This window comes from Streptomyces sp. NPDC051064, from assembly GCF_044455985.1.
GTDB lineage: Bacteria > Actinomycetota > Actinomycetes > Streptomycetales > Streptomycetaceae > Streptomyces.
In genome coordinates, this window is sequence record NZ_JBITFK010000010.1 from 45,480 (window position 1) to 67,528 (window position 22,049).

At 70.2% G+C, this 22,049-nt stretch carries 25 protein-coding genes and 2 pseudogenes; 15 read left to right on the forward strand and 12 right to left on the reverse strand.

Features of this window, described 5'->3' with window-relative positions; translation table 11 throughout:
- Positions 1-44: 44 nt before the first annotated feature.
- Positions 45-803 carry an SDR family NAD(P)-dependent oxidoreductase gene (locus ACIBCU_RS30905; RefSeq protein WP_362927970.1) on the reverse strand — a complete coding sequence of 253 codons (759 nt, stop codon included), beginning with the start codon at positions 801-803 and terminating at the stop codon, positions 45-47.
- A 78-nt stretch (positions 804-881) separates the two neighbouring features.
- Complete coding sequence (locus ACIBCU_RS30910) at positions 882-1,217, reverse strand: YnfA family protein (RefSeq protein WP_099177679.1); 336 nt, start codon at positions 1,215-1,217, stop codon at positions 882-884.
- 173 nt (positions 1,218-1,390) lie between these two features.
- Between ACIBCU_RS30910 and ACIBCU_RS30915 the strand changes: the two genes are divergently transcribed.
- Both ACIBCU_RS30915 and ACIBCU_RS30920 read left to right on the forward strand, forming a co-directional pair.
- The gene (locus tag ACIBCU_RS30915) at positions 1,391-1,891 is read left to right on the forward strand and encodes a hypothetical protein (RefSeq protein WP_362927969.1); all 501 of its coding nucleotides are present in this window, start codon (positions 1,391-1,393) and stop codon (positions 1,889-1,891) included.
- A 61-nt stretch (positions 1,892-1,952) separates the two neighbouring features.
- A pseudogene (locus tag ACIBCU_RS30920) lies at positions 1,953-2,105 on the forward strand (TetR/AcrR family transcriptional regulator); the annotation flags it as partial.
- 18 nt (positions 2,106-2,123) lie between these two features.
- Here the strand turns inward: ACIBCU_RS30920 and ACIBCU_RS30925 are convergent.
- From ACIBCU_RS30925 to ACIBCU_RS30935, 3 genes and pseudogenes are all read right to left on the reverse strand, one after another.
- Positions 2,124-2,873 carry a Mut7-C RNAse domain-containing protein gene (locus ACIBCU_RS30925; protein WP_362927968.1) on the reverse strand — a complete coding sequence of 250 codons (750 nt, stop codon included), beginning with the start codon at positions 2,871-2,873 and terminating at the stop codon, positions 2,124-2,126.
- Between the two features lie 55 nt (positions 2,874-2,928).
- A pseudogene (locus ACIBCU_RS30930) lies at positions 2,929-3,372 on the reverse strand (GNAT family N-acetyltransferase); the annotation flags it as partial.
- A gap of 26 nt (positions 3,373-3,398) precedes the next feature.
- Positions 3,399-4,235: a DUF6597 domain-containing transcriptional factor gene (locus ACIBCU_RS30935; RefSeq protein ID WP_399235484.1), complete on the reverse strand. Its 837-nt coding sequence runs from the start codon at positions 4,233-4,235 to the stop codon at positions 3,399-3,401.
- A 73-nt stretch (positions 4,236-4,308) separates the two neighbouring features.
- On the opposite strand from ACIBCU_RS30935, the gene ACIBCU_RS30940 reads away from it, so the two are divergent.
- Positions 4,309-4,881 (forward strand): TIGR03086 family metal-binding protein, encoded by a 573-nt coding sequence (locus ACIBCU_RS30940; RefSeq protein WP_362927966.1) that lies wholly within the window; start codon positions 4,309-4,311, stop codon positions 4,879-4,881.
- On the opposite strand, the gene ACIBCU_RS30945 is transcribed toward ACIBCU_RS30940, so the two are convergent.
- Both ACIBCU_RS30945 and ACIBCU_RS30950 read right to left on the reverse strand, forming a co-directional pair.
- Positions 4,814-5,125: a hypothetical protein gene (locus ACIBCU_RS30945; RefSeq protein WP_362927965.1), complete on the reverse strand. Its 312-nt coding sequence runs from the start codon at positions 5,123-5,125 to the stop codon at positions 4,814-4,816. The genes ACIBCU_RS30940 and ACIBCU_RS30945 overlap by 68 nt on opposite strands.
- A gap of 644 nt (positions 5,126-5,769) precedes the next feature.
- Positions 5,770-6,366 (reverse strand): hypothetical protein, encoded by a 597-nt coding sequence (locus ACIBCU_RS30950; protein WP_362927964.1) that lies wholly within the window; start codon positions 6,364-6,366, stop codon positions 5,770-5,772.
- Between the two features lie 292 nt (positions 6,367-6,658).
- Here ACIBCU_RS30950 and hemL point away from each other — a divergent pair, with 292 nt between their 5' ends.
- The 7 genes from hemL (at position 6,659) to ccsB (ending at position 14,305) form a co-directional block, all read left to right on the forward strand.
- Positions 6,659-7,966 carry a glutamate-1-semialdehyde 2,1-aminomutase gene (gene hemL / locus ACIBCU_RS30955; RefSeq protein WP_399235488.1) on the forward strand — a complete coding sequence of 436 codons (1,308 nt, stop codon included), beginning with the start codon at positions 6,659-6,661 and terminating at the stop codon, positions 7,964-7,966.
- On the forward strand, positions 7,963-8,652 hold the full coding sequence (locus ACIBCU_RS30960) for a histidine phosphatase family protein (protein WP_399235490.1): 690 nt from the start codon (positions 7,963-7,965) through the stop codon (positions 8,650-8,652). The genes hemL and ACIBCU_RS30960 overlap by 4 nt, the downstream gene beginning before the upstream one ends.
- Before the next feature lie 178 nt (positions 8,653-8,830).
- Positions 8,831-10,084 carry a hypothetical protein gene (locus ACIBCU_RS30965; protein ID WP_362927961.1) on the forward strand — a complete coding sequence of 418 codons (1,254 nt, stop codon included), beginning with the start codon at positions 8,831-8,833 and terminating at the stop codon, positions 10,082-10,084.
- Positions 10,085-10,151: 67 nt separating this feature from the next.
- Positions 10,152-10,757, forward strand: coding sequence for a TlpA disulfide reductase family protein (locus tag ACIBCU_RS30970; protein WP_362927960.1), 606 nt, complete (start codon positions 10,152-10,154; stop codon positions 10,755-10,757).
- Positions 10,758-10,762: 5 nt separating this feature from the next.
- Complete coding sequence (locus ACIBCU_RS30975; RefSeq protein WP_399235765.1) at positions 10,763-11,527, forward strand: cytochrome c biogenesis CcdA family protein; 765 nt, start codon at positions 10,763-10,765, stop codon at positions 11,525-11,527.
- Positions 11,528-11,531: 4 nt separating this feature from the next.
- Entirely contained in the window at positions 11,532-13,226 is a 1,695-nt protein-coding gene (locus ACIBCU_RS30980; RefSeq protein ID WP_399235492.1) for a cytochrome c biogenesis protein ResB, read from the forward strand.
- Positions 13,223-14,305, forward strand: coding sequence for a c-type cytochrome biogenesis protein CcsB (gene ccsB, locus ACIBCU_RS30985; RefSeq protein WP_362927957.1), 1,083 nt, complete (start codon positions 13,223-13,225; stop codon positions 14,303-14,305). Before ACIBCU_RS30980 ends, ccsB begins: the two co-directional genes overlap by 4 nt.
- A gap of 63 nt (positions 14,306-14,368) precedes the next feature.
- Here ccsB and ACIBCU_RS30990 read toward each other — a convergent pair whose 3' ends face one another.
- Complete coding sequence (locus ACIBCU_RS30990; RefSeq protein ID WP_362927956.1) at positions 14,369-15,694, reverse strand: aldehyde dehydrogenase family protein; 1,326 nt, start codon at positions 15,692-15,694, stop codon at positions 14,369-14,371.
- A complete protein-coding gene (locus tag ACIBCU_RS30995; RefSeq protein WP_399235496.1) occupies positions 15,691-16,386 on the reverse strand; it encodes a type 1 glutamine amidotransferase domain-containing protein in 696 nt (231 codons plus the stop codon). Before ACIBCU_RS30995 ends, ACIBCU_RS30990 begins: the two co-directional genes overlap by 4 nt.
- A 167-nt stretch (positions 16,387-16,553) precedes the next feature.
- Between ACIBCU_RS30995 and ACIBCU_RS31000 the strand changes: the two genes are divergently transcribed.
- On the forward strand, positions 16,554-16,994 hold the full coding sequence (locus tag ACIBCU_RS31000) for a MarR family winged helix-turn-helix transcriptional regulator (protein WP_033301617.1): 441 nt from the start codon (positions 16,554-16,556) through the stop codon (positions 16,992-16,994).
- Positions 16,995-17,019: 25 nt separating this feature from the next.
- Here the strand turns inward: ACIBCU_RS31000 and ACIBCU_RS31005 are convergent, their stop codons facing one another.
- Positions 17,020-17,463 carry a PLD nuclease N-terminal domain-containing protein gene (locus tag ACIBCU_RS31005; protein ID WP_399235498.1) on the reverse strand — a complete coding sequence of 148 codons (444 nt, stop codon included), beginning with the start codon at positions 17,461-17,463 and terminating at the stop codon, positions 17,020-17,022.
- A gap of 89 nt (positions 17,464-17,552) precedes the next feature.
- On the opposite strand from ACIBCU_RS31005, the gene ACIBCU_RS31010 reads away from it, so the two are divergent.
- Both ACIBCU_RS31010 and mqnP read left to right on the forward strand, forming a co-directional pair.
- Positions 17,553-19,010: a menaquinone biosynthesis decarboxylase gene (locus ACIBCU_RS31010; RefSeq protein WP_399235500.1), complete on the forward strand. Its 1,458-nt coding sequence runs from the start codon at positions 17,553-17,555 to the stop codon at positions 19,008-19,010.
- A complete protein-coding gene (gene mqnP / locus ACIBCU_RS31015) occupies positions 18,989-19,912 on the forward strand; it encodes a menaquinone biosynthesis prenyltransferase MqnP (protein ID WP_362927952.1) in 924 nt (307 codons plus the stop codon). The genes ACIBCU_RS31010 and mqnP overlap by 22 nt, the downstream gene beginning before the upstream one ends.
- A 3-nt stretch (positions 19,913-19,915) precedes the next feature.
- Here mqnP and ACIBCU_RS31020 read toward each other — a convergent pair whose 3' ends face one another.
- A complete protein-coding gene (locus ACIBCU_RS31020; protein ID WP_362927951.1) occupies positions 19,916-20,521 on the reverse strand; it encodes a rhomboid family intramembrane serine protease in 606 nt (201 codons plus the stop codon).
- A gap of 113 nt (positions 20,522-20,634) precedes the next feature.
- Between ACIBCU_RS31020 and ACIBCU_RS31025 the strand changes: the two genes are divergently transcribed.
- Positions 20,635-21,300, forward strand: a complete 666-nt coding sequence (locus ACIBCU_RS31025) for a UbiX family flavin prenyltransferase (RefSeq protein ID WP_362928022.1) — start codon at positions 20,635-20,637, stop codon at positions 21,298-21,300.
- A 10-nt stretch (positions 21,301-21,310) separates the two neighbouring features.
- On the opposite strand, the gene ACIBCU_RS31030 is transcribed toward ACIBCU_RS31025, so the two are convergent.
- Positions 21,311-21,460, reverse strand: a complete 150-nt coding sequence (locus tag ACIBCU_RS31030; protein WP_362928025.1) for a hypothetical protein — start codon at positions 21,458-21,460, stop codon at positions 21,311-21,313.
- A 121-nt stretch (positions 21,461-21,581) separates the two neighbouring features.
- On the opposite strand from ACIBCU_RS31030, the gene ACIBCU_RS31035 reads away from it, so the two are divergent.
- The gene (locus ACIBCU_RS31035; RefSeq protein ID WP_104786757.1) at positions 21,582-22,037 is read left to right on the forward strand and encodes an Lrp/AsnC family transcriptional regulator; all 456 of its coding nucleotides are present in this window, start codon (positions 21,582-21,584) and stop codon (positions 22,035-22,037) included.
- The last annotated feature ends 12 nt before the right edge of the window (positions 22,038-22,049 follow it).

Consider the following 22,049-nt stretch of genomic DNA (forward strand, 5'->3'; position numbering starts at 1 on the left):
GGGCCGGTCGTGCGCCGGCCCCGTACCGCCGGGCCGAGAGGCGTTCACGGGGTCCGGTGGACCTTGGAGTTGGAGGCCTGGGCCCGGGGGCGGACCACCAAGAGGTCGATGTTGACGTGGCTGGGCCGGGTGACGGCCCAGGTGATCGTGTCGGCCACGTCGTCGGCGGAGAGCGGGGCGTCGACGCCCGCGTAGACCTTGGCGGCCTTCTCGGTGTCGCCGCGGAAGCGGGTGGTGGCGAACTCCTCGGTCTTGACCATGCCGGGAGCGACCTCGATCACCCGGACCGGGGTGCCGACGATCTCCAGCCGGAGGGTCTCCGCCAGCACGTGCTCCCCGTGCTTGGCCGCGACGTAACCGCCACCGCCCTCGTACGTGGAGAGACCGGCCGTCGACGAGAGGATCACGACGGTGCCGTCGCCGCTCGCGGTGAGGGCGGGGAGCAGGGCCTGGGTGACGTTGAGCGTGCCGATGACATTGGTCTCGTACATCTGGCGCCAGTCGGCGGGGTCACCCGTGGCGACGGGGTCGGCCCCCAGTGCTCCGCCGGCGTTGTTGACCAGGACGGCCAGGGACCGGAACGCGGTGGCGAACTCGTCGACCGCCGCGCGGTCGGTGACGTCCAGGGCGTAGGCCGTCGCCTGGTGGCCCGCTTCGGTGAGCTCGGCGGCCAGCGCCTCTATGCGGTCCTTGCGGCGGGCGGTGAGCACCACACGGTATCCGGCCGCGGCCAGCTGCCTGGCGGTCGCGGCGCCGATGCCGCTGCTCGCGCCGGTGATGACGGCAATGGGGGTGGCGGCCATGGGAACTCCTCGGGCAGCTGATCGATACGGGGCCAGGATAGGCGTGGGCGTCCGGCCGGGGCTCAGCGGTTTGCGGGTTCAGTGGTTGCGGGGGGCGTACATGATCAATGCCATGCCGGCCAGGCAGATCAGTGCGCCGGTCACGTCCCAGCGGTCCGGGCGGTAGCCGTCGGCGACCATGCCCCAGGCGATCGAACCGGCGACGAACACTCCGCCGTACGCCGCGAGGATCCGGCCGAAGTCCCCGTCCGGCTGGAGCGTGGCCACGAAACCGTAGGCGCCGAGGGCGATGACACCCGCGCCGATCCAGATCCAGCCGCGGTGCTCACGCACGCCCTGCCAGACGAGCCAGGCGCCCCCGATCTCGAAGAGCGCGGCTACGACGAAGAGGGCGACGGAACGGGCGACGAGCATGGGGTCAGCGTGTCATGCGAGGACGAGGCCGTGTGCGTGGAGGCCCGGCCGGCGGTGTCGGCGCGTGAGGGCGGCGGTGAGCGGGCCGTGAGGGTGGGCCGTGCGAGTGGGGCGGGCGCGGCGAACGGGTCGGTGGACAGGGGTGATGAGCGGCCTGTCGGTATGTTCGGCGGATGCGAGTGACGCGTAGAGCGGTGCTGAACGTGCCCGCCGTGACGGCGATGGTGGCGGCTGTGGTGCTGGGGCCGGGGCTCTCCGCCGTGGCCGAGCCGGCGCCGCGAGGGATCGCGCCGGAGGCGGACGTGTCCCACCACGGACGGGTCTCTCTCCAGGAGGAGCGCATCGGGGTCCAGCTGCGGACCGGGAACCGGGGGCCGTCGCCACTCGACGACGCGACCGTGCGGCTGCGCTTCTCCGTGCCGCTCGCGCCCTGGCAGAGGCTGCCCCAAGGCTGTCTGCGCAGTGACAGCCGGACGGTGCTGTGCGGGACCGGTCCGCTGCGTGTGGCCGCGGATGCGAGGCGCACCGCCCTCGGCCTGCGCCTCGCGAGCAGGCCGGCCGAGGTCGTGGTGCGGGTGGACACCCTGTGGAACGGCGGCGCCAGCGACCGGAACCGGCGGAACGATACGCATGAGGTGCTGGCCCTTTCCACAGGTGACGTGTACGCCTTCTGAGGCGGGGGCGGGGCCGGACCGCCCGGGGCCGGTCATCGGCCCAGGGCCCGTCGCAGGGGGTCGGCGCGCGGCGCTCGTGGCCTCGCAGGTCCTGGGCATGGCGCTCGCCCGGTACGTCCTGCGGTTCGAGCCCGCCGTCGCGACGTCGCGGGAGGAGGTCGTCTCCTGGCTCGCGCCCACGGTCCGGCGCTACCTGACGGCCCCGCAGCCCTGAGGGCGGCGCCCGGGCCCCTCAGGACGTCGGCGCCTGGCTCCCCGCCCCGCCGAATTCGCGCACGGATTCCGTCACGATGGCTTCCAGGCGGGCGTGGTGGGCGCCCCGCCAGTACACCCGGCCGCAGGCGGTGCACTCCGCGAACACGTCGTAACCCGCCTGCGTGCCCTTCTCCAGCCTGGAGCTCACGGAGTCCTTGTCGGCTGCAGTGAGCTGCCCGTTGCAGGCGGTGCAGCGGGTCCACGGCGCCAGTACGGGGGCGAAGCGGCCCAGGACGTCGCGGAGCTGCTCCTCCGGCCGGTCGCTGTAGACGTAAGCCCCCGCCCAGATCTCCCTGCGCCGGAGCAGCCCGCGGTCGCGCGAGAGCATGACACGTCGCTGCTCCGCCGAGAGGGCGGCGAGCGCCGGGTCGCCGATGTCCTCGCTCTCGTACGCGGCGTCCACGCCCAGGAGCCGCAACCGCCGGGCGAGCGTGCCGAGATGGACGTCGAGCAGGAAGCGCAGCGGTGCGCCCGGGACCTGCTGGGGGCGTCGCACCGCCCGCACCTCGACCAGTTCGCCGGCTCCGGGGATGTGGGACACGGGCACGGGGCGGCCGTCGACGAGGAGCTGCCCGGCCTCGGTGAGCGGGACGCCGAGGGACTCCACGACATGCCCGAGGGTCGACGAGCCGTCCGTGGTGACGGCCGTGCGTCCGCGTCGGCGGTCGTGGGCGACGAAGAGCCGCAGTTCCGGGGCTACTTCGAGGGTGATCTCAGGTCCGTTCACCTGGTCAGGATGCCACTGCGCGAGGCGCGGCGGCGAGAGCTTTCCGGTCGCCGCGTCAGAGCGGGTCCACGGGCGGCGGGCCGTCCGCCGGCCCTGGCTGGAGCACCGTCAGGTCCAGCCGCCAGTCGTTCGCCGACATCGGGTGGCCGGGCGGGTATTCGACCTCGCGGGTGCAGAGCAGGACGAAGCCGCCCTTGCGGCACACCGCGTTCGACGCGCCGTTCTCCACGGACGGGTAGGCGTGCAGATAGCGGTGTCTGCCCGCCTCCCGGGCTCGTGCGGCGACGGCCGCGGTGGCGGCCGACGCGATGCCGAGGCCCTGGAAACCGGCGAGTACCGCCCACCCCGTCTCGTACACCTCGTCGCCCTGCCGCGTCTGCTCCCAGAAGCCGATCGTGCCCACCGGCTCCCCGGTCGCGGTCAGGGCGATCCGGAACATCCTGCCCCGGCCCGTCCGGTCCGCGCTCAGCGCGACATACCGGCCGTGGCGGACCAGGAGGACGCCGCACCGACAACGGGCGGCTGTCAGCGCTGGGCGAAGGCCGTCGGGGGGACGCCGACGGTGGCCGTGAAGTCCCTGACCAGGTGGGCCTGGTCGCTGTAGCCGAGATCGGCGGCGAGTTCCGCCCAGTCGGGCTCCGGGTCCGTCCCGGCGCGCTGCAGCGCCTCGTGGATGCGGTGGCGGAGGATGACCCACTTGGGCCCGACCCCCACATAGGCGGAGAACAGCCGCTGCAGCGAGCGGACGGACAGGCCCCCCGCGCGGGCGAGGGCGTCGACCCGCAGCAGCGAGCGGTCCGTGCGTACGAGCTCGGCGAGCTCCGTGGCGAGTTCCGCCTGGGGGTCCGGCGCGGGGAGGAGCGACAGGGCGTACGTGTCCAGAGCCGCGACCCGGGCGTCCTCGTCGGCCGGGTCGAGTACCGTCCGGGCCGTCGCGGAGGCGGGCTGCCCGTGTTCCGGGACGGTCAGCACCTCGTCGGCGGGGACCCGGCGTCCGGTCCACTCCGACACGGGCCGCTGCGGGGCGAACGGCCGGAAGGCTCCCGGCCGGAACTTCACGCCGCACACCCGTCCCCTGCCCTCCAGCCGCCGGCTGAACAGGCCCTGCGCGATGCCGTAGACCTCGGCCGAGTCCTCCTGCTCCGCCTCGCCGCCCGACTCCGTCCGCTGGAAGACCAGGTGGACGCTCGGGTGCGGCACCACGTGCGAGGTGTACGGCTCCGGGAGGTCCCAGTCGATCAGCCAGTAGTGCTCCAGATGAGGACGCAGCGCGGGTGCGGGGTCGCGGAGGCGGAAACGCACGCGGGTGAACAGGTCAGGGGCGTCTACGATGCCCCGCGTCTCACGTCCGGGTCCGGCCATGGCCGGATCCTATGGGGTGTCACTGTCGTGTTTCTTCAAGACGCCGTGGCCCGCCGGGTGCATCGTCGGAGACATGAAGACGATCAGTGAACTCCTCGCGAGGGCAGCCGCGCAGGCGGTCCCCGTCGTGCGGGGAATCGACGACGGCCGGATGGCTGACGGCACGCCGTGCAGTGAGTACGACGTCCGGGCCCTGCTGAACCATCTCTTCCTCGTGATCGACAACTTCCGGATCCTGGCGGCCAAGGGAACTCCCGACTTCAGCGGCACCGATGACGTCGTCACGGGGGACTGGCGCGGCCGGTTCGACGACGAGACGGCGCAGCTGGTGAAGGCATGGGCCGAGCCGGGTGCGGAGGAAGGAGAGGCCGGAGGCATGGCGATGCCGGCCAGAACGGTGGGGCTCATGGTGCTGGGGGACCTGACCGTGCACGCCTGGGACCTGGCCCGGGCCACGGGCCAGGACTTCGTGCCGGACCCGGCCGTGGTGACGGAACTGCAGCCGGGACTGGCGGCTATGGCCCCGCAGGCGCGGGAGATGAAGGTGTTCGGTGAGCCGTTCCCCGTGGCACCCGGAGCTACCGCTTTCGAGCAGGTGCTGGCCGTGACGGGCCGCGATCCCGGCTGGCGTCCGGCCGGCCACTGACGGCCGGGGCACTCCCGGCCGGATGGGGGCCGGCCGGGTCGGCGTAGAGCCTGCCGAGGCCGGCGTACGCGCTGCAGACGACGGCCTCGGCCCGGACCAGCACGTCGCGTGCCGCGAGACGGGCCGCCCGGCGTGTGTACGGCGGCGAGGGCTTCCGGCGCTGCCGCCGGCAGTCGCAGACGGCGTACACCCCGCTGGCGACGACCACCGCCGGGACGGCCAGGGTCAGCAGCAGGTCGTCCATGCAGGGCCTCCTCGGGGGTGTGCTCCTTGCATCGGCAGACCCTGCGGTGCGGCTGGAGACCATTCTTCGGCCAATGAATGGCCGAAGAATGATCTCTGCGGCCCCGAGGACGACAACCCGGCAGCACCTCCAGGCCGGAAGGGGCCCCAGGGGTCACGCGTCCGACGGCCTCATCCGGCCCTTCGGCCCGACGCCTGCCGTCCCCCAGCACTTCTCGTTCCCCGTCCATTACTCTCTGCGCCTGCCCGAACGGCCTCCGGCCACACTCCCGGCCGGGGGACCGGCCGATGGACGGCGCCTCCCGCAGGCGCTCAGCATGTCGGCGCCGCGTCCACCGTGTCGGCGAACGTGAGGACTCCGCCGGTGCCCGAGACCTCGAGAGCCTGCGTACGCCCGTCCCGAGCGGCCCGGCCAGGACCAGCGGCACCCCAGCCGCGGCGTGGCGGTGCTGTGCGTCGAGCAAGGCGTTCAGGGCCGCCGGGTCCGCGCACTCCAGTCCGGAAGAGCCCCCACCACCCCGTCCGGGTTTCCCAGGACACGGATCAGGACGACACCGTCCGTGGTTCCACGACCACGCGCAGTTCATCCGCGGTCACGGGTCGCATATTCCTGCACCGGAGAAACCGGAGAAACCGGCTGCCGCGTCAGGGCCACACCAGGCAGTACGCCTGGTGGCCCGCGTCGTGCAGCCGGTAGGAGAAGTCCTGCCACTCATGGAGCAGCTGGTAGACGTTGAACGCGTCGCGCGGGCCGCCGCGGTCCGGGACCGTGGACCAGATGAAGGCCGCCGCGCCGACCGATTCCTCACCGACGTCCCGCAGCGGGTCGACCACCGTCATCGGCAGCTTGACCACGGCGTAGTCGGGATGGAGCACGACCAGCTCCAGCGGGGGCACCTTGTTCAGGGGTATGCCCTGTATGCCGGTGAGGACCATGGCCGCCACCGTCTCGGGCTTGATCTTGCTGAACATGCCGCCCATGCCCAGCTCGTCGCCGCCCAGCTCCTCGGGACGCATGGAGATGGGCACACGTGCGGCGGTGGCCCCGTCAGGGGCACCGAAGTACTTGTAGGTCACCCCCACCCGTCCACTGCTCCTGCTCCCCGAACCGTCGACGCCGCCCGCCTGGACGTCCCGTACGCGCTCGGCCTCGCGCTCGGCCTTACGCCGGTGCCGCCCTCGCCGGGCAGGCTCGGGCCCCAGGTCGTCGGTCCCTTCGCCCACTCCGCCACCGCGATGCATATCTCATCCACCCGACTACTTCTTAGGAGACACAGCCCCGCCGCGCAACCCGATCATCGTCAGTGACCTCCCCCACGGGCGTGCGGTGAAACACCTGTCCGCAAGACCGTCGACGCCTCTGACACCATGGCATGTGTGAGCTTTCCCTATGACGCCCCAGTTTCGCAGACGCGAGGAGACTGACGCCCTTTCGTTGTACGAGCCTCGTACGGGGAGAGCGCGCTCCCTGCTCACCGGCGGCCGGGAATTCCGGCCAGGCCCCCTGAAACCCGAATCGCAGATCAGGACCAAAGTGGCGTATTCATACGAAGCCCCAGTTTCGCAGACGCTTTTCGACCGTGCGTCCCTCGTGACGCCCGGCGGCGTGAACTCTCCCGTGCGTGCCTTCCGGGCCGTGGGCGGTACGCCCCGGTTCATGGTGTCCGGTACGGGTCCGTACCTCACCGACGCCGACGGCCGTGAGTATGTCGACCTCGTGTGTTCGTGGGGGCCGATGATCCTCGGCCACGCGCACCCGGAAGTCATCGCGGCCGTCCAGGACGCGGTGGCCCGGGGCACCTCCTTCGGTACGCCGGGGGAGGGCGAGGTCGCGCTCGCCGAGGAGATCGTGGCCCGGATCGAGCCCGTGGAGCAGGTGCGGCTGGTGTCGTCCGGCACCGAGGCGACCATGTCCGCGATCCGGCTCGCCCGCGGATTCACCGGGCGCGCCAAGGTCGTGAAGTTCGCCGGGTGCTACCACGGGCACGTCGACGCGCTGCTGGCCTCGGCCGGCTCCGGGGTCGCCACCTTCGGCCTTCCCGACACGCCCGGCGTGACCGGCGCCCAGGCGGGCGACACGATCGTGCTGCCGTACAACGACCTGGAGGCCGTGCGCGCCGCGTTCGCCGCGCAGCCGGGTGAGATCGCCTGTGTGATCACCGAGGCGTCGCCGGGCAACATGGGCGTCGTGCCGCCCATGGACGGCTTCAACGCCGGGCTGAAGGAGATCTGCGCGGCCGACGGCGCGCTGTACATCTCCGACGAGGTGATGACCGGATTCCGTACGTCCAAGGCCGGCTGGTACGGCATCGACGGTGTGCGGCCCGACCTGATGACCTTCGGCAAGGTCATGGGCGGCGGCTTCCCCGCCGCGGCCTTCGGCGGCCGTGCCGACGTGATGGCGCATCTGGCGCCCGCGGGCCCCGTCTACCAGGCGGGCACCCTCTCCGGGAACCCGGTCGCCACCGCCGCCGGCCTCGCCCAGCTGCGGCTGCTGGACGACGTGGCGTACGCGAAGGTCGACGCGGTCTCCGCGGAGCTGCGCTCCCTGGTCGGCGAGGCGTTCACCAAGGAGGGCGTCGCGCACACGGTGTCGGCGGCGAGCAACATGTTCTCCGTCTTCTTCACCGACGAGCCGGTCCGCGACTACGAGGACGCGAAGAAGCAGGAAGCCTTCCGCTTCACCGCGTTCTTCCACTCGATGCTGGAGCAGGGCGTCTATCTGCCGCCGTCCGCCTTCGAGTCCTGGTTCGTCTCCACCGCCCACGACGCGCGGGCGCTCGAGCGGATCGCCGCGGCGCTGCCCGCCGCCGCCCGTGCCGCATCGGAGGCCACCGCATGAGCGAGTACAGCGCGAAGGACATCACCGTCGTCCACCTGATGCGCCACGGTGAGGTGCACAACCCGGACGGCGTGCTCTACGGGCGCCGCGCCGGCTACAGCCTGTCCGAGCTCGGCCGCAAGATGGCCGACCGGGTCGCCGAGCACCTGGAGAAGCGCGACATCACCTATGTCGTGGCCTCCCCGCTGGAGCGCGCCCAGGAGACGGCCACGCCGATCGCCAAGTCGCAGGGCGTGGACCTGGCGACCGACCGGCGTCTCATCGAGGCCGCCAACGTCTTCGAGGGCAAGACCTTCGGCGTCGGCGACGGCGCGCTGCGCAAGCCCGAGAACTGGAAGCACCTCACCAACCCCTTCAAGCCGTCCTGGGGTGAGCCGTACATCGAGCAGGTCGTACGGATGATGGGCGCCCTGGACGCGGCGCGTGACGCCGCCCGGGGGCACGAGGCGGTCTGCGTCAGCCACCAGCTGCCGATCTGGATCGTGCGGAGCTTCGTGGAGCGGCGCCGGCTGTGGCACGACCCGCGCAAGCGGCAGTGCACCCTGGCCTCGCTGACGACCTTCACGTACCAGGGCGACGAGATCGTGTCGGTCGGATACACCGAGCCCGCACGGGACCTGGTGCCGGCGCATCTCCTCGCGGGTGCGAAACCGGTCAAGGGGAAGTCCAAGGCGTTCGGGGCGTAGCCGCCCGTATGCGTAGCTCGCGTTTCCCGCCGTTCCGTATGCCGTGTGCAGCACCTGTAAGGGTCTGTTCACGTAACAACTTTTGTGATTATCGGTGGAACCGTCGTGTTGGTTTCCTCATCTAAGCCATCGCCAGTTTGTATGGCCTTGAGGTAATACGACCGCAGATGGGGACGCTATGCGTGAAATCAACCGAAGGGGCCTGCTCGGGGCAGGGCTCGGAGCCGCAGCCGCACTGTCGATGGCCGGCTGCGGCTCCTCCGGGTCGTCGGGCAGCCGGGCGGATCCGGAGAAGAGTTCCGACGTCGGCAAAGGGACGCCCGGGAATGGTGGAGGCGCCCCCGGAAAACAGGTGAGACTGATCGGTGACGGCTCCACTGCGGACACCGGAAAGCAACCGAATCAGCCCGTCGCCCCCGTCCCGCTCGAACCGGGCCAGAAGCCGCCGCAGTTCGTGATCTTCTCCTGGGACGGAGCGGGCGAGGTCGGCAACGGACTCTTCCCGCGCTTTCTCGAACTCGCCAAGGAACACGACGCGGCGATGACCTTCTTCCTCTCCGGGCTCTATGTGCTGCCCGAGTCGAAGAAGTCGCTCTACCGCCCGCCCAACAACCCCCGGGGCGCCTCCGACATCGGCTATCTCACCGATGACCACGTCAAGCAGACCCTGAAGTACGTCCGCCAGGCCTGGCTCGACGGGCACGAGATCGGCACCCATTTCAACGGGCATTTCTGCGGCGGTTCCGGATCGGTGGGCAACTGGACGCCCGCACAATGGCAGAGCGAGATCGATCAGGCGGTGTCGTTCGTCACCGAATGGCGGACCAACACCGGGTGGGAGGATGTCGAACCGCTGCCGTTCGACTACCGGAAGGAACTGGTCGGGGGCCGCACGCCCTGTCTGCTCGGCCAGGACAATCTCCTCCCCACCGCGAAGCAGCTCGGCTGGCGGTACGACGCGAGTTCGCCGGGCGGCAGCCAGATGTGGCCCGAGAAGCGCCAGGGCGTCTGGGACCTCCCGCTTCAGGGCATTCCCTTCCCCGGCCACACCTTCGAAGTCCTCTCCATGGACTACAACATCCTCGCCAACCAGTCGAAGAATTCGACCAATGGCATGCCCTCCCGCTATCCGGGATGGCGCACCCAGGCCACCGACGCGTATATCGCCGGATTCGACCGCGCCTACGAGACGAACCGTGCGCCCTTCTACATCGGAAACCACTTCGAGGAGTGGAACGGCGGCATCTACATGGACGCCGTGGAGGCGGCGCTCAAACACATCGCGGGCAAGCCGGATGTGCGCCTCGTCTCCTTCCGGCAGTACGTCGACTGGCTCGACGCACAGGACCCGGCGGTGCTCGCGAAGCTCCGTACGCTCCAGGTGGGACAGGCCCCCGAAGGCGGCTGGAACGCCTTCTTTAAACAGGCTTGACAAGGGGCTTTACGGTCACCGAGGGGGGTGCCCAAGATCCCCGGAACTGCCATGCGAAACTTTTCACATGAGCTCTGGCCGCGTACCCCGACGCCGCTTCACCCTGCTCGCCGCAACCGCGGTGGCCGGCGCCCTGACCCTGTCCGCATGCAGTGGTGACGGCGCCAAGGCGGGCGGCGGCGGCAACACGAACTTCGTCACCGGCAGTGGAGGGATCTCCACCGTCGCCAAGGGCGAACGCACCGACGCGCCGAAGCTGGACGGCACGACCCTGGACGGCAAGGACCTCGCCGTCGCCGACTACAAGGGCAAGATCGTCGTCCTGAACTTCTGGGGATCCTGGTGCGGCCCCTGCCGCGCCGAGGCCAAGCACTTCGAGAAGGTGGCGAAGGCGACCGAGGACCAGGGCGTCCAGTTCGTCGGCATCAACACCAGGGACCCGCAGAAGTCCCTCGCGGTCAGCTTCGAGCAGGACTTCGGGGTCACCTACCCGAGCATCTACGACCCGACCGGGAAGCTGCTCCTGCGCTTCCCGAAGGGCACGCTGAACCCGCAGGCCATCCCCTCGACCGTGGTCATCGACCGGGACGGGAAGCTCGCCGCCCGCTCGCTCGCCGCGCTCGACGCCACGAAACTGCGCGAGATGATCGACCCGCTGGTCGCGGAGAAGTGACTCCGGTGCTCGAACTGGCCGCGGTCACCGGCGGAAACGAGACGGTCCTGAGCGGGGCCCTCATAGTGGCGCTGCCCATCGCCCTGCTCGGCGGTCTCGTCTCCTTCTTCTCGCCGTGCGTCCTGCCGCTGGTGCCCGGCTACCTCAGCTACGTCACCGGGGTCAGCGGCGCAGACCTGGCCGAGCGGCGGCGCGGCAGGACCGTCGCCGGGGCCTCGCTCTTCGTGCTCGGCTTCACCGTCGTGTTCGTGTCCGGCGGCGCGCTCTTCGGCTTCTTCGGCCAGACGCTCCAGGAGTACAGCGGGACGCTCTCCAAGGTCCTCGGCGTACTGATGATCCTCATGGGGATCTTCTTCATGGGCCTGATGCCCTGGATGACGCAGCGCGAGTTCCGCATCCACAAGCGACCGGTGACCGGCCTGGTGGGAGCGCCGCTGCTCGGCGCCCTCTTCGGGATCGGCTGGACGCCGTGCCTCGGCCCGACGCTCGCCTCCGTCAACGCGCTCGCGTTCGAGCAGGCGACGGCCGGACGGGGGGCGGTGCTGTCCGTGGCGTACTGTCTCGGACTCGGTGTCCCCTTCGTCCTGGCCGCGGTCGCCTTCCGCCGGGCACTCGGCGCGTTCGGCTGGGTCAAGCGCCACTACGCGTGGGTCATGCGGATCGGCGGCGGCATGATGATCGTGACCGGAGTGCTCCTGCTGACGGGCGCGTGGGACGTGCTCATCCAGGAGATGCAGGTCTGGTCCAACGGCTTCACTGTGGGGATCTGAGTCCATGAGCAACACGAACACCACGGACGAGCGCGACCTCGGCAAGGCCGGGGAACAGCTCTCCACCGCCCCGCGCGAAGAGTCCGCCTCCTCCGTACCGGCCATGGGCGTCATCGGCTGGGCCCGATGGTTCTGGCGCCAGCTCACCTCGATGCGGGTCGCGCTGATCCTGCTCTTCCTGCTGTCGCTGGGCGCGATCCCCGGCTCACTGATCCCGCAGAACAGCGTGGACGAACTGAAGGTGCAGACCTTCAAGGAAGCCCACACCACCGTCACGCCGATCTACGAGAAGCTCCAGTTCTTCGACGTCTACAGCTCCGTGTGGTTCTCCGCGATCTACATCCTGCTGTTCGTCTCCCTCATCGGCTGCATCGTCCCGCGCACCGGCCAGTTCGTCGGCCAGCTGCGCGGCCGTCCGCCGGGCGCCCCGAAGAAGCTGACCCGGCTGCCCGCGTACACCACCTGGCGCACCGACGCCGAACCCGAGCAGGTCCGCGAGGCCGCCCTCTCCATCCTGCGCAAGCGGCGCTTCCGCTCGCACACGGCGGGCGACGCGGTGGCCGCGGAGAAGGGCTATCTCCGCGAGACCGGGAACCTGCTCTTCCACATCGCGCTGATCGTCATGCTCGTCGCGTTCGCCGGCGGGCAGCTCTTCAAGTCCGAGGGCGGCAAGCTGATCGTGGAGGGCGACGGCTTCGCCAACACGATCACGCAGTACGACGACTTCAAGTCCGGCTCGCTCTTCGACACCGACGACCTCACCCCCTTCAGCTTCGACCTGGAGGACTTCGTCGGCACGTACGAGCGGAGCGGCCCGCAGCGCGGCACGCCCAGGACCTACGAGGCCCGCGTGACGTACGCCGAGGGCGCCGACGGTGAGCCGAAGAAGAAGGTCATCGAGGTCAACAAGCCGCTCGTCGTCGACGGCACGAAGGTCTACCTGAACGCCCACGGCTACGCCCCCGTCATCTCCGTCAAGGACGGCAAGGGCAAGGAGGTCTACCGGTCCGCCGTGCCCCTGCTGCCCATCGACAACAACGTCACCTCGACCGGCGCGGTCAAGGTGATGGACGGGTACAAGGGGACCGACGGCAAGAAGACCCAGCTGGGCTTCCAGGCCTTCTTCGTACCGACGTTCGCGGGCGACGGCCAGGGCACGATGTTCTCCCAGTACCCCGGGCTCGACTACCCGGTCCTCGCGCTCAACGGCTACTACGGCAGCCTCGGCGTCGACTCCGGACTGCCGCAGAACGTCTACCAGCTCGACACGTCCAAGATGAAGGAATTCAAGGACAGCAACGGCGACAAGCTCAAGAAGCGACTGCGTCCCGGCGAGACCATGAAGCTCCCCGACGGCGCGGGCTCGGTCACCTTCGAGAGCGTCGAGGAGTGGGCCAGCTTCCAGATCTCGCGCCAGCCCGCCAGCGGCTGGGCGCTCACCGGCGCCGTCGCCGCCATCATCGGGCTCGCCGGTTCGCTCTTCATCCAGCGCCGCCGTGTGTGGGTGCGGGCCGTGAAGGGGCCGGACGGGGTCACCGTCGTCGAGATGGCGGGCCTGGGCCGCAGCGAGTCCGCGAAGCTGCCCGAGGAGCTGGCCGACCTCGCGCTCGCGCTCAACACCGTGGCGCCCACCGCGCCCGATCTCGAACCCGAGACCGAACAACTCTCCGAAGAACCTGCCGAAGGGGCTGAGAAGTGAATCTCGCCGCCGCAACCAACGAGAATCTGGCGAACATCAGCAACACGCTGATCTACTCCTCGATGGCCGTCTACACCCTGGCGTTCTTCGCGCACATCGCGGAGTGGGTGTTCGGCAGCCGCAGCAAGGTGGGCCGTACGGCCGCCGCGCTGAAGAAGGACTCGGCCACCGGCGGTTCCACGGTGAAGGTGCAGGTCGCGCAGCAGGGCGGCACCGCCGTGCTGGAGCGCCCCAAGGTCGTCACGCGTTCCGCCGCGGGCACCCGTGACGTCCCGGACGGCCCTGGCGCCGCGGGCGGCACCTTCAAGGGCGATCTGTGGGGGCGGATCGCGGTCTCCCTGACCGTGGTCGCCTTCGCCGTCCAGGCGGGCGGAGTCGTCGCACGCGCCCTGTCGGTGCAGCGGGCCCCCTGGGGCAACATGTACGAGTTCTCGATCACCTTCTCCACCGTGGCGGTCGGCGCGTACCTGATCCTGCTCGCACTGAGGAAGAACGTCCGCTGGATCGGCCTGCTGCTGGTCACCACGGTCCTGCTGGACCTCGGCATCGCGACCACCACGCTGTACACCGACAGCGACCAGCTGGTCCCCGCGCTGCACTCCTACTGGCTGTGGATCCACGTCTCCACCGCCATCATCTGCGGTGCCGTCTTCTACCTGGGCGCCGTCGGCACGCTGCTCTACCTGTTCCGCGACAGCTACGAGAACAAGATCGCCAACGGCGGCACGCCCGGGAAGTTCGCGTCCTCCGTCCTGGAACGGCTCCCCGCCGCGAAGACCCTGGACACCTTCTCGTACCGCATCAACGCGGCCGTCTTCCCGCTGTGGACGTTCACGATCATCGCGGGCGCGATCTGGGCGGGCGACGCCTGGGGCCGCTACTGGGGCTGGGACCCCAAGGAGGTCTGGTCCTTCATCACCTGGGTCGCGTACGCCGCCTACCTGCACGCCCGCGCGACGGCCGGCTGGAAGGGCCGCAAGGCCGCCTACCTGGCGCTCGTCGCCTTCGGCTGCTGGCTCTTCAACTACTACGGCGTGAACATCTTCGTCACCGGCAAGCACTCCTACGCCGGAGTCTGACCGGCACAGCCGCGAGGGCGCGACCGCTTCGGTGCGGTCGCGCCCTCGCGGCATGTACGGGCATCAGCCGAGCGGGGTGTCCAGGACCGCCTTGCGGTGGCTGAAGGTCTCCAGGGAGTACCGGCCGTGGTAGTTGCCCATGCCGCTCTCGCCGACCCCGCCGAACGGCAGGTCCGACACGGTCAGATGGGCCAGCGGCAGACCGATGCCGACCCCGCCCGAGGACGTCTCGGCCAGCAGCCGCTCCCGTACGGCGGGGGACTCCGTGAACGCGTACAGCGCCAGGGGCTTGTCCCGGTCGTTGATGAAATCGATGGCCTCGTCGAGGCCGTCCACGGTGAGGACCGGCAGGACCGGGCCGAAGATCTCCTCCCGCATCACGGGGGAGTCCGGGGCGACATCGGCCAGCACGGTCGGGGCGATGTACTTCGTGTCCCGGTCGTGGGCGCCGCCCGTCACCGTACGGCCGGAGTCCAGGAGGCCCACCAGCCGGTCGAAGTGGCGCTCGTTGACGATCCTGCCGTACTCCGGGCTGGTGGACGGGTCCTGCCCGAAGCGCCCCTCGACCGCCGCGGCGAGCGCGTCCGCCAGGGCCGGGGCGGTCTCCGGGTCGGTGAGGACGTAGTCGGGGGCGACGCACGTCTGGCCGGTGTTGAGGAACTTCCCGGAGACCAGCCGGGAGGCCACGGTCTTCAGGTCGGTGCCGCGGTCCACGAACGCGGGCGACTTGCCGCCCAGTTCGAGCGTCACCGGCGTGAGGTGCTTCGCCGCCGCGGCCATCACGATGCGGCCGACCGTGCCGTTGCCCGTGTAGAAGATGTGGTCGAAGCGCTCGGTGAGCAGCGCGGTGGTCTCCGGGACCCCGCCCTCCACCACGGCCAGCGTGTCGGCGTCCAGATACTCCGGCAGCAGCCGGGCCAGGGCGGCGGAGGTGGCGGGCGCCAGCTCGCTGGGCTTCGCCACGACGGTGTTGCCCGCGGCCAGCGCGCCGGCGACCGGTGCGAGCAGCAGCTGCACCGGGTAGTTCCAGGGCGCGATGACGAGGACGACGCCGAGCGGGTCCTGCACGGTGTGGGCGGTGGCCCCGGCGAGGACGGCCGGTACGGGAGCGGGCTCGGGCTCCAGCCAGCCGGCCAGGCGCTCCAGGGTGTGGTCGATCTCGCGGACCGTGAAGTCGATCTCGGTCCGGTAGGCCTCCTTGCGGCTCTTGCCGAGGTCGGCCCGGAGCGCCTCGGCCAGTTCGTCACCGCGCTCGGTGAGCAGGGCGCGCAGCCGCGTCAGCCGGTCCGTGCGCCAGGCGAGGTCCCTGGTGCGGCCGGTACGGAAGGCTCCACGGAGCCGGGCCACGACATCGGCCGGGGCCTCTCGCGCGGTCTCGGCGGCGCTCACAGGGCGGCCAGGATCTCGCGGGCCAGCTGCTCGGAGGAGGCCGGGTTCTGGCCGGTGTGCAGGTTGCGGTCGTGCACGGTGTGCACCGACCACGCGTCGGCGGCGGTGTAGTCGGCGCCGAGCTCGACGAGGCGGTCCTCCAGCAGCCAGGGCGCCTTGTCGGCCAGGCCGGCCTGTGTCTCCTCGGCGTTGCTGAAGCCGGTCATGCGGTAGCCGGCGAACGGCCAGCTGCCGTCCTCGCGGCGCGCGGGCAGCAGGGCCGCGGGGGCGTGGCACAGGACGGCGACCTGGGTGCCGGAGTCGAGGGCCGAGGTGAGCAGCCGGCCGGACGTCTCGTCGACGGCCAGGTCCTCCATCGGGCCGTGGCCACCGGGGTAGAAGACGACGTCGTACGACGTGGGGACGACGTCCTCGAGCCTGGCGGGGATGCGGAGCGTCTCGTCGATGGCGGCGAGGTACGAGGCCACGGCGTCGGCCTGGTCCTGGCCGCCGTTGTACTCGGCGGTGAGGCTGACGCTGTCCACGGTGGGGGCGACCCCGCCGGGGGTGGCGATGGTGATGTCGAAGCAGGCCTGGGAGAAGACGCGGTGGGGGGCGGCGAGTTCCTCCGCCCAGAAGCCGGTGGGGTGGGCGGTGCCGTCGTTGAGTGTCCAGTGGTCGGCACCGGTGAGGACGAAGAGTACGGAGGACATGGGGTGCTCCCTACGAGACGCGAGACGCGTGAAACATGAAGCTTGATATGCTCAAGCAATACCCTTCATGTAACGGGTCAAAGTTGAGCATGTCAAATGAATGCGGGTGCGTGGCGGACAGCGTCCGGGCCACCGGACCACGCGCACCGATCGAAGGATGACCGACCATGACGACGGAACCGGCACCCCGCGCCGTCCCTACTCCGGACGAACTGCTCGAACCCCTCGCAGTCGTCGTCCGTGGCCACCACGACGACCTCACCGCCGTCGCCGGCCGCCACGGTCTCAGCACCTCGCAGGCGCGGGCGCTGATCGCCCTCAACGAACCCATGCCCATGAGCGCGCTGGCCAGTCATCTGGTGTGCGACGCGTCCAACGCGACCGGTCTCATCGGCCGTATGGAGGCCCGCGGCCTGGTGACGCGCACCCCGGCGCCGGGTGACCGCCGCTCCAAGGTGGCCTCCCGCACAGCGGAGGGCACCGAGCTGGCCCATCGCATCCGCGCCGAGATGCGTGTGGTGCACGGCGCGCTGGAGGCACTCACCCCCGAGGAGCGCACGGCGCTGCTGCCCCTGCTCGACCGGCTGGGGCGGCTCCTGTCCTCATGAACTCATGAACCCGCGAGGACAGGGCTCATGAAGTGGCGGGCGGAGCCGAGTCGTCGGGGCCGGCGCCGCCCTCACGGCGCTTCAGGTCCTCCTCGCGGCGGCGCAGGTCGGCCTCCCGCTCGTCGAGGCGCGCCTCGTCGCTCCTGGCCCCGTCCCTCGGCGACTTCTCGTCCTTCAGCGACTTCTCGTCCTTCAGCGACTTGAGGAAGTCCGGGTTGTCGTCGGGCGCCACCCACGTCGTGCGGCGGCCCCTGCGCCATTCGGAAGACGTACGGCCCCCGGCGGGCGCGTGGCGCGGTTTGCCCGCGGCCAGCCAGACGATCGGCCCGACGATCCAGAACAGCAGGATGATGAAGACCCAGGCGATCTTCGGCAGGTGCTTCGCCTCGTCCTCCGGGGTGTTCAGGCAGTCGATGAACGCGTAGATCGTCAGTGCCAGCGGCAGGAGATAGATCAAGGCCCTGAGCATGGTGGAAGGTCCCCCGAGGTGAGGTGGGGAGGCGCACGGACCGCCCCCGGTGACGGGCCCAGGGTAGCGGGTGTCCGATACTTGGCCTCATGGCTTACGACGATCTTCGCTCCCTGCTCCGGGCTCTGGAGCGCGAGGGCGATCTCAAGCGCATCAAGGCCGAGGTCGACCCGTATCTGGAGGTCGGCGAGATCGTCGACCGGGTGAACAAGGCGGGCGGGCCCGCGCTGCTGTTCGAGAACGTCAAGGGGGCGTCCATGCCCCTGGCCATGAACGTCTTCGGGACCGACCGGCGGCTGCTCAAGGCGCTCGGGCTGAAGTCCTACGCCGAGATCGGCGACAAGATCGGCGGACTCCTCAAACCGGAGCTGCCGCAGGGCTTCGTCGGGATCCGCGAGGCCTTCGGGAAGCTCGGCGCGGTGACCCACCTGCCGCCGAAGAAGGTGAAGTCCGACAGCGCCCCCGTCCAGGAGGTCGTCCTCACCGGCGACGACGTGGACCTGGACCAGCTGCCCGCGCTCTTCACCTGGCCCGAGGACGGCGGCTCCTTCTTCAACCTGGGCCTCACCCACACCAAGGACCCCGAGACGGGGATCCGCAACCTCGGGCTCTACCGGCTGCAGCGCCACGACAAGCGCACCATCGGGATGCACTGGCAGATCCACAAGGACAGCCGCAACCACTACCAGGTCGCCGCCAGGCGTGGTGAGAAGCTGCCCGTCGCCATCGCGTTCGGTGCGCCGCCCGCGGTCACGTACGCCTCCACGGCACCGCTGCCCGGCGACATCGACGAGTACCTCTTCGCCGGCTTCGTCCAGGGCAAGCGGATCGAGATGGTCGACTGCAAGACCGTCCCGCTCCAGGTCCCGGCGCAGGCCGAGGTCGTCATCGAGGGGTGGCTGGAGCCGGGCGAGATGCTCCCCGAGGGGCCGTTCGGCGACCACACGGGCTTCTACACCCCCCAGGAGCCCTTCCCCGCGCTGAAGATCGACTGCGTGACGATGCGGAAGCGCCCGCTGCTGCAGTCGATCGTCGTGGGCCGGCCGCCCACCGAGGACGGTCCGCTGGCCCGGGCCACCGAGCGGTTCTTCCTGCCCCTGCTCAAGATCATCGTCCCGGACATCGTGGACTACCACCTGCCGGAGTCGGGCGGCTTCCACAACTGCGCGATCGTCTCGATCGACAAGAAGTACCCGAAGCACGCCCAGAAGGTGATGAGCGCCGTCTGGGGTGCCCACATGATGTCGCTGACCAAGCTGATCGTGGTCGTGGACTCCGACTGCGACGTCCACGACCTGCACGAGGTCTCCTGGCGGGCGCTGGGCAACACGGACTACGCCCGCGACCTCACCGTCGTCGAGGGCCCGGTCGACCATCTCGACCACGCCTCCTACCAGCAGTTCTGGGGCGGCAAGGCCGGGATCGACGCGACGAGGAAATGGCCCGAGGAGGGCTACACCCGGGACGGCGGCTGGCCGGCCATGGTCGAGTCCGACCCGGATACGGCGGCGAAGGTCGACCGCCGATGGAAGGAGTACGGACTGTGAGCGCCTCAGCCGCTGCGGTGCCGCAGCCCCGCAGCAAGCCCCGCGCGTTCCTGCGGCTGGTGATGATCGAGCACTCGGTCTTCGCGTTGCCCTTCGCCTACATCGCCGCGCTGACCGCGATGTTCCAGCTGGACGGCACGTTCCACTGGGGCACGCTGCTGCTCGTGACCGTCGCGATGGTCGGGCTGCGTACGTTCGCGATGGCCGCCAACCGGATCATCGACCGGGAGATCGACGCCCGTAATCCGCGCACGGAGGGCCGGGAGCTGGTGACCGGTGCCGTCACGGTGAGGTCCGCGTGGACCGGCGCGATCGTGGCCGTCGTCGTCTTCCTGGGCGCCGCGGCCCTGCTGAACCCCCTCTGTCTGGCGCTGGCTCCAGTCGCCGTCGTGCCGATGGTCGTCTATCCGTACGGCAAGCGGTTCACGAACTTCCCGCACGCGATCCTGGGGATCGCCCAGGCCATGGGGCCGATCGGCGCCTGGCTGGCGGTGACCGGGAGCTGGTCGTGGGACGCGGTGATCCTGGGGCTTGCCGTCGGCATCTGGATCGGCGGCTTCGACCTGATCTTCGCCTGCCAGGACGTGCAGGCGGACCGGGCCCACGGAGTGCTCTCCTTCCCCGCACGCTTCGGGATCCCGGCCGCCCTCTGGGGCGCACGGGTCTGCCATGTGGCGACGACCGGGCTGCTGGTGTGGTTCGGACTGGCGACGGACGCGGAGATCTTCTACTGGATCGGCATGGTCGTCGTCGCCGTGGCCTTCGTGTACGAGCACCGGGTCGTGCGGCCGCACGACCTGTCACGGCTGAACCGGGCCTTCTTCTCGGTCAACGGCTTCATCGGGATAGCTCTCTTCGCGTGTGCGCTGCTCGATCTGCTGGTGCGGGGTCTCACGCCCTGACCCTCATACTGTGATGTAGCCCTTGGGCTCCTGCGGGCGGCGGGGGCGGCGGAAGAAGAACGCCGACGCCACCCCGCCTATGAGGCCGAAGAGGTGGCCCTGCCAGCTGATGCCGGAGTCCGTCGGCAGCACGCCCCAGAGCAGGGAGCCGTAGACCGCGGCGATGATCACGCCGACGACGATGTCCAGCGGGCGCCGGTCCACGAAGCCGCGGACCAGCAGATAGCCGAAGAGGCCGAAGACCACGCCGGACGCGCCGAGCGTCACCGTGTTCGGCGGCGCGGTGAGCCAGACGCCGACGCCGGCCGTCACGATCACGACGAGCACCACGGCGGCGAACCTGCGTATCCCGCCGAGCGCTGCGATGAAGCCGAGGACCAGCAGCGGGACGCTGTTGGACGCCACGTGCTCCCAGCCGCTGTGCAGAAACGCGGACGGGACGACGTCGGCCAGCTCGGCGGGTTCGCGCGGGCTGACGCCGTGGCTGTCGAGGGAATTGCCCGTCGCCATGTCGATGCCTTCCAGCAGCCACAGCAGCGCGACCCAGGCGAGCATGACCGCGCCGGCCGTGACGGCCCGTGCGGTGGCGGTGGTGCGTGTTCCCGTCATGGTCACCCCCTGTCCATGGCTGTTCCCTCATCCGTTGCAACGTCCGGAGCCCCTGGCTCAGTTCCTGGGACGGGGTGCCGGATAGGCTCGACGGTGTGAGAGCCGGGACTTCGATGAGTCAGCAGGAGCGCAGGCCTTGGATCGTCGGGGTATCGGGCGCATCGGGCACGCCGTTCGCGGCCTCGGTGCTGCGCGGACTGCTGGCGGCCGGGGAGAGCGTCGATCTGGTGGTCAGCCGTGCCTCGCGGCTGACGCTCCTGGACGAGACGGGGATCGCCTTCCGTGACGCCCACTGGCAGGAGGACCTGCGGAGCTGGCTGGCGCGTGGCGCGGACGGGAAGCCGGACACCTTCCGGCCCGACCTTGACGGCGTACGCCACTGGGCGGCCGGCGATCTGGCGGCAGGGCCGTCCTCGGGGTCGTATCCGGCGAAGGGGATGCTGATCGTCCCGGCGTCGACGGCGTGTGTGGCCGGGGTGGCGCTCGGGCTCTCGAAGGATCTGCTCCAGCGGGCCGCGAGCGTGACGCTCAAGGAGCGGCGGAAGCTGGTCGTGGCGGTGCGCGAGACGCCGCTCAGCGGCCAGACGCTCAAGCAGATGGTCGCGCTCGACGAGGCGGGCGCCGTGGTGCTGCCCGCCTCCCCGGCGTTCTACGCGGGGGCGACGCACATCCAGGACCTGGTGGACTTCGTCGCCGGGCGGGTGCTGGACGCGGCGGGAGTGCCGCATCAGCTGTACCGCCGGTGGGAGGGGGAGCTCGGTGGCGCCTCCCGGAGCTGAACCGGTGGGGTCAGCGCTTCTTCCTGCTCATGCGCGGGGCGCGGGCGCGGTCGACGCGGTGGGCGGCGGCGGGCTGGTGGGCACGCGAGCGGTTGGCCAGGTCCTGCAGCTCGCGCATCCGGGCGTAGGCCATCTCGATCGAGTACACGGTGACGTTCACTCCTGAAGATTCGAAAGCATTTCTTGAATACTGGGAAAGATTTACAGGGCCTGACCCTGTTGCGCCTTAGATTCTACACGTAAACTCGCGGTACTGCTGAACAATGGAAGGTTTCAGTCACATGGACGCGGTGGACAGGCAGCTCATCCAGGCCCTCAGAGAGAACGGCAGGGCCTCGTATGCCGAGCTGGGACGGCTCGTCGGGCTCTCCGGGCCCAGCGTCACCGACCGCATCAACCGGCTGGAAACCGCCGGTGTCATCACCGGATACCGCGCGACCGTCGACGCCGCGTCGCTCGGGCTCGGCGTCACCGCACTGATCGGGATCTCCCTCTCCGACGCCGCCGACCATGAGGACGTCGCGCACCGGCTGAAGGACCTCGCCGAGATCGAGGACTGCTGGTTCATCGCGGGCGACGACTCGTTCATGCTCAAGGTGCGGGTCGGCGACGTGGACGGCCTGGAGAAGACCATCCGGCGGCTCAGCGGCACCAGGGGGGTCTCCCGGACCCGTACGACGGTCGTGCTCTCCACCAAGTGGGAGAACCGGGTCGGGGAGCTCCCCGAGGAGGAGTGACGCCGAGAGCGG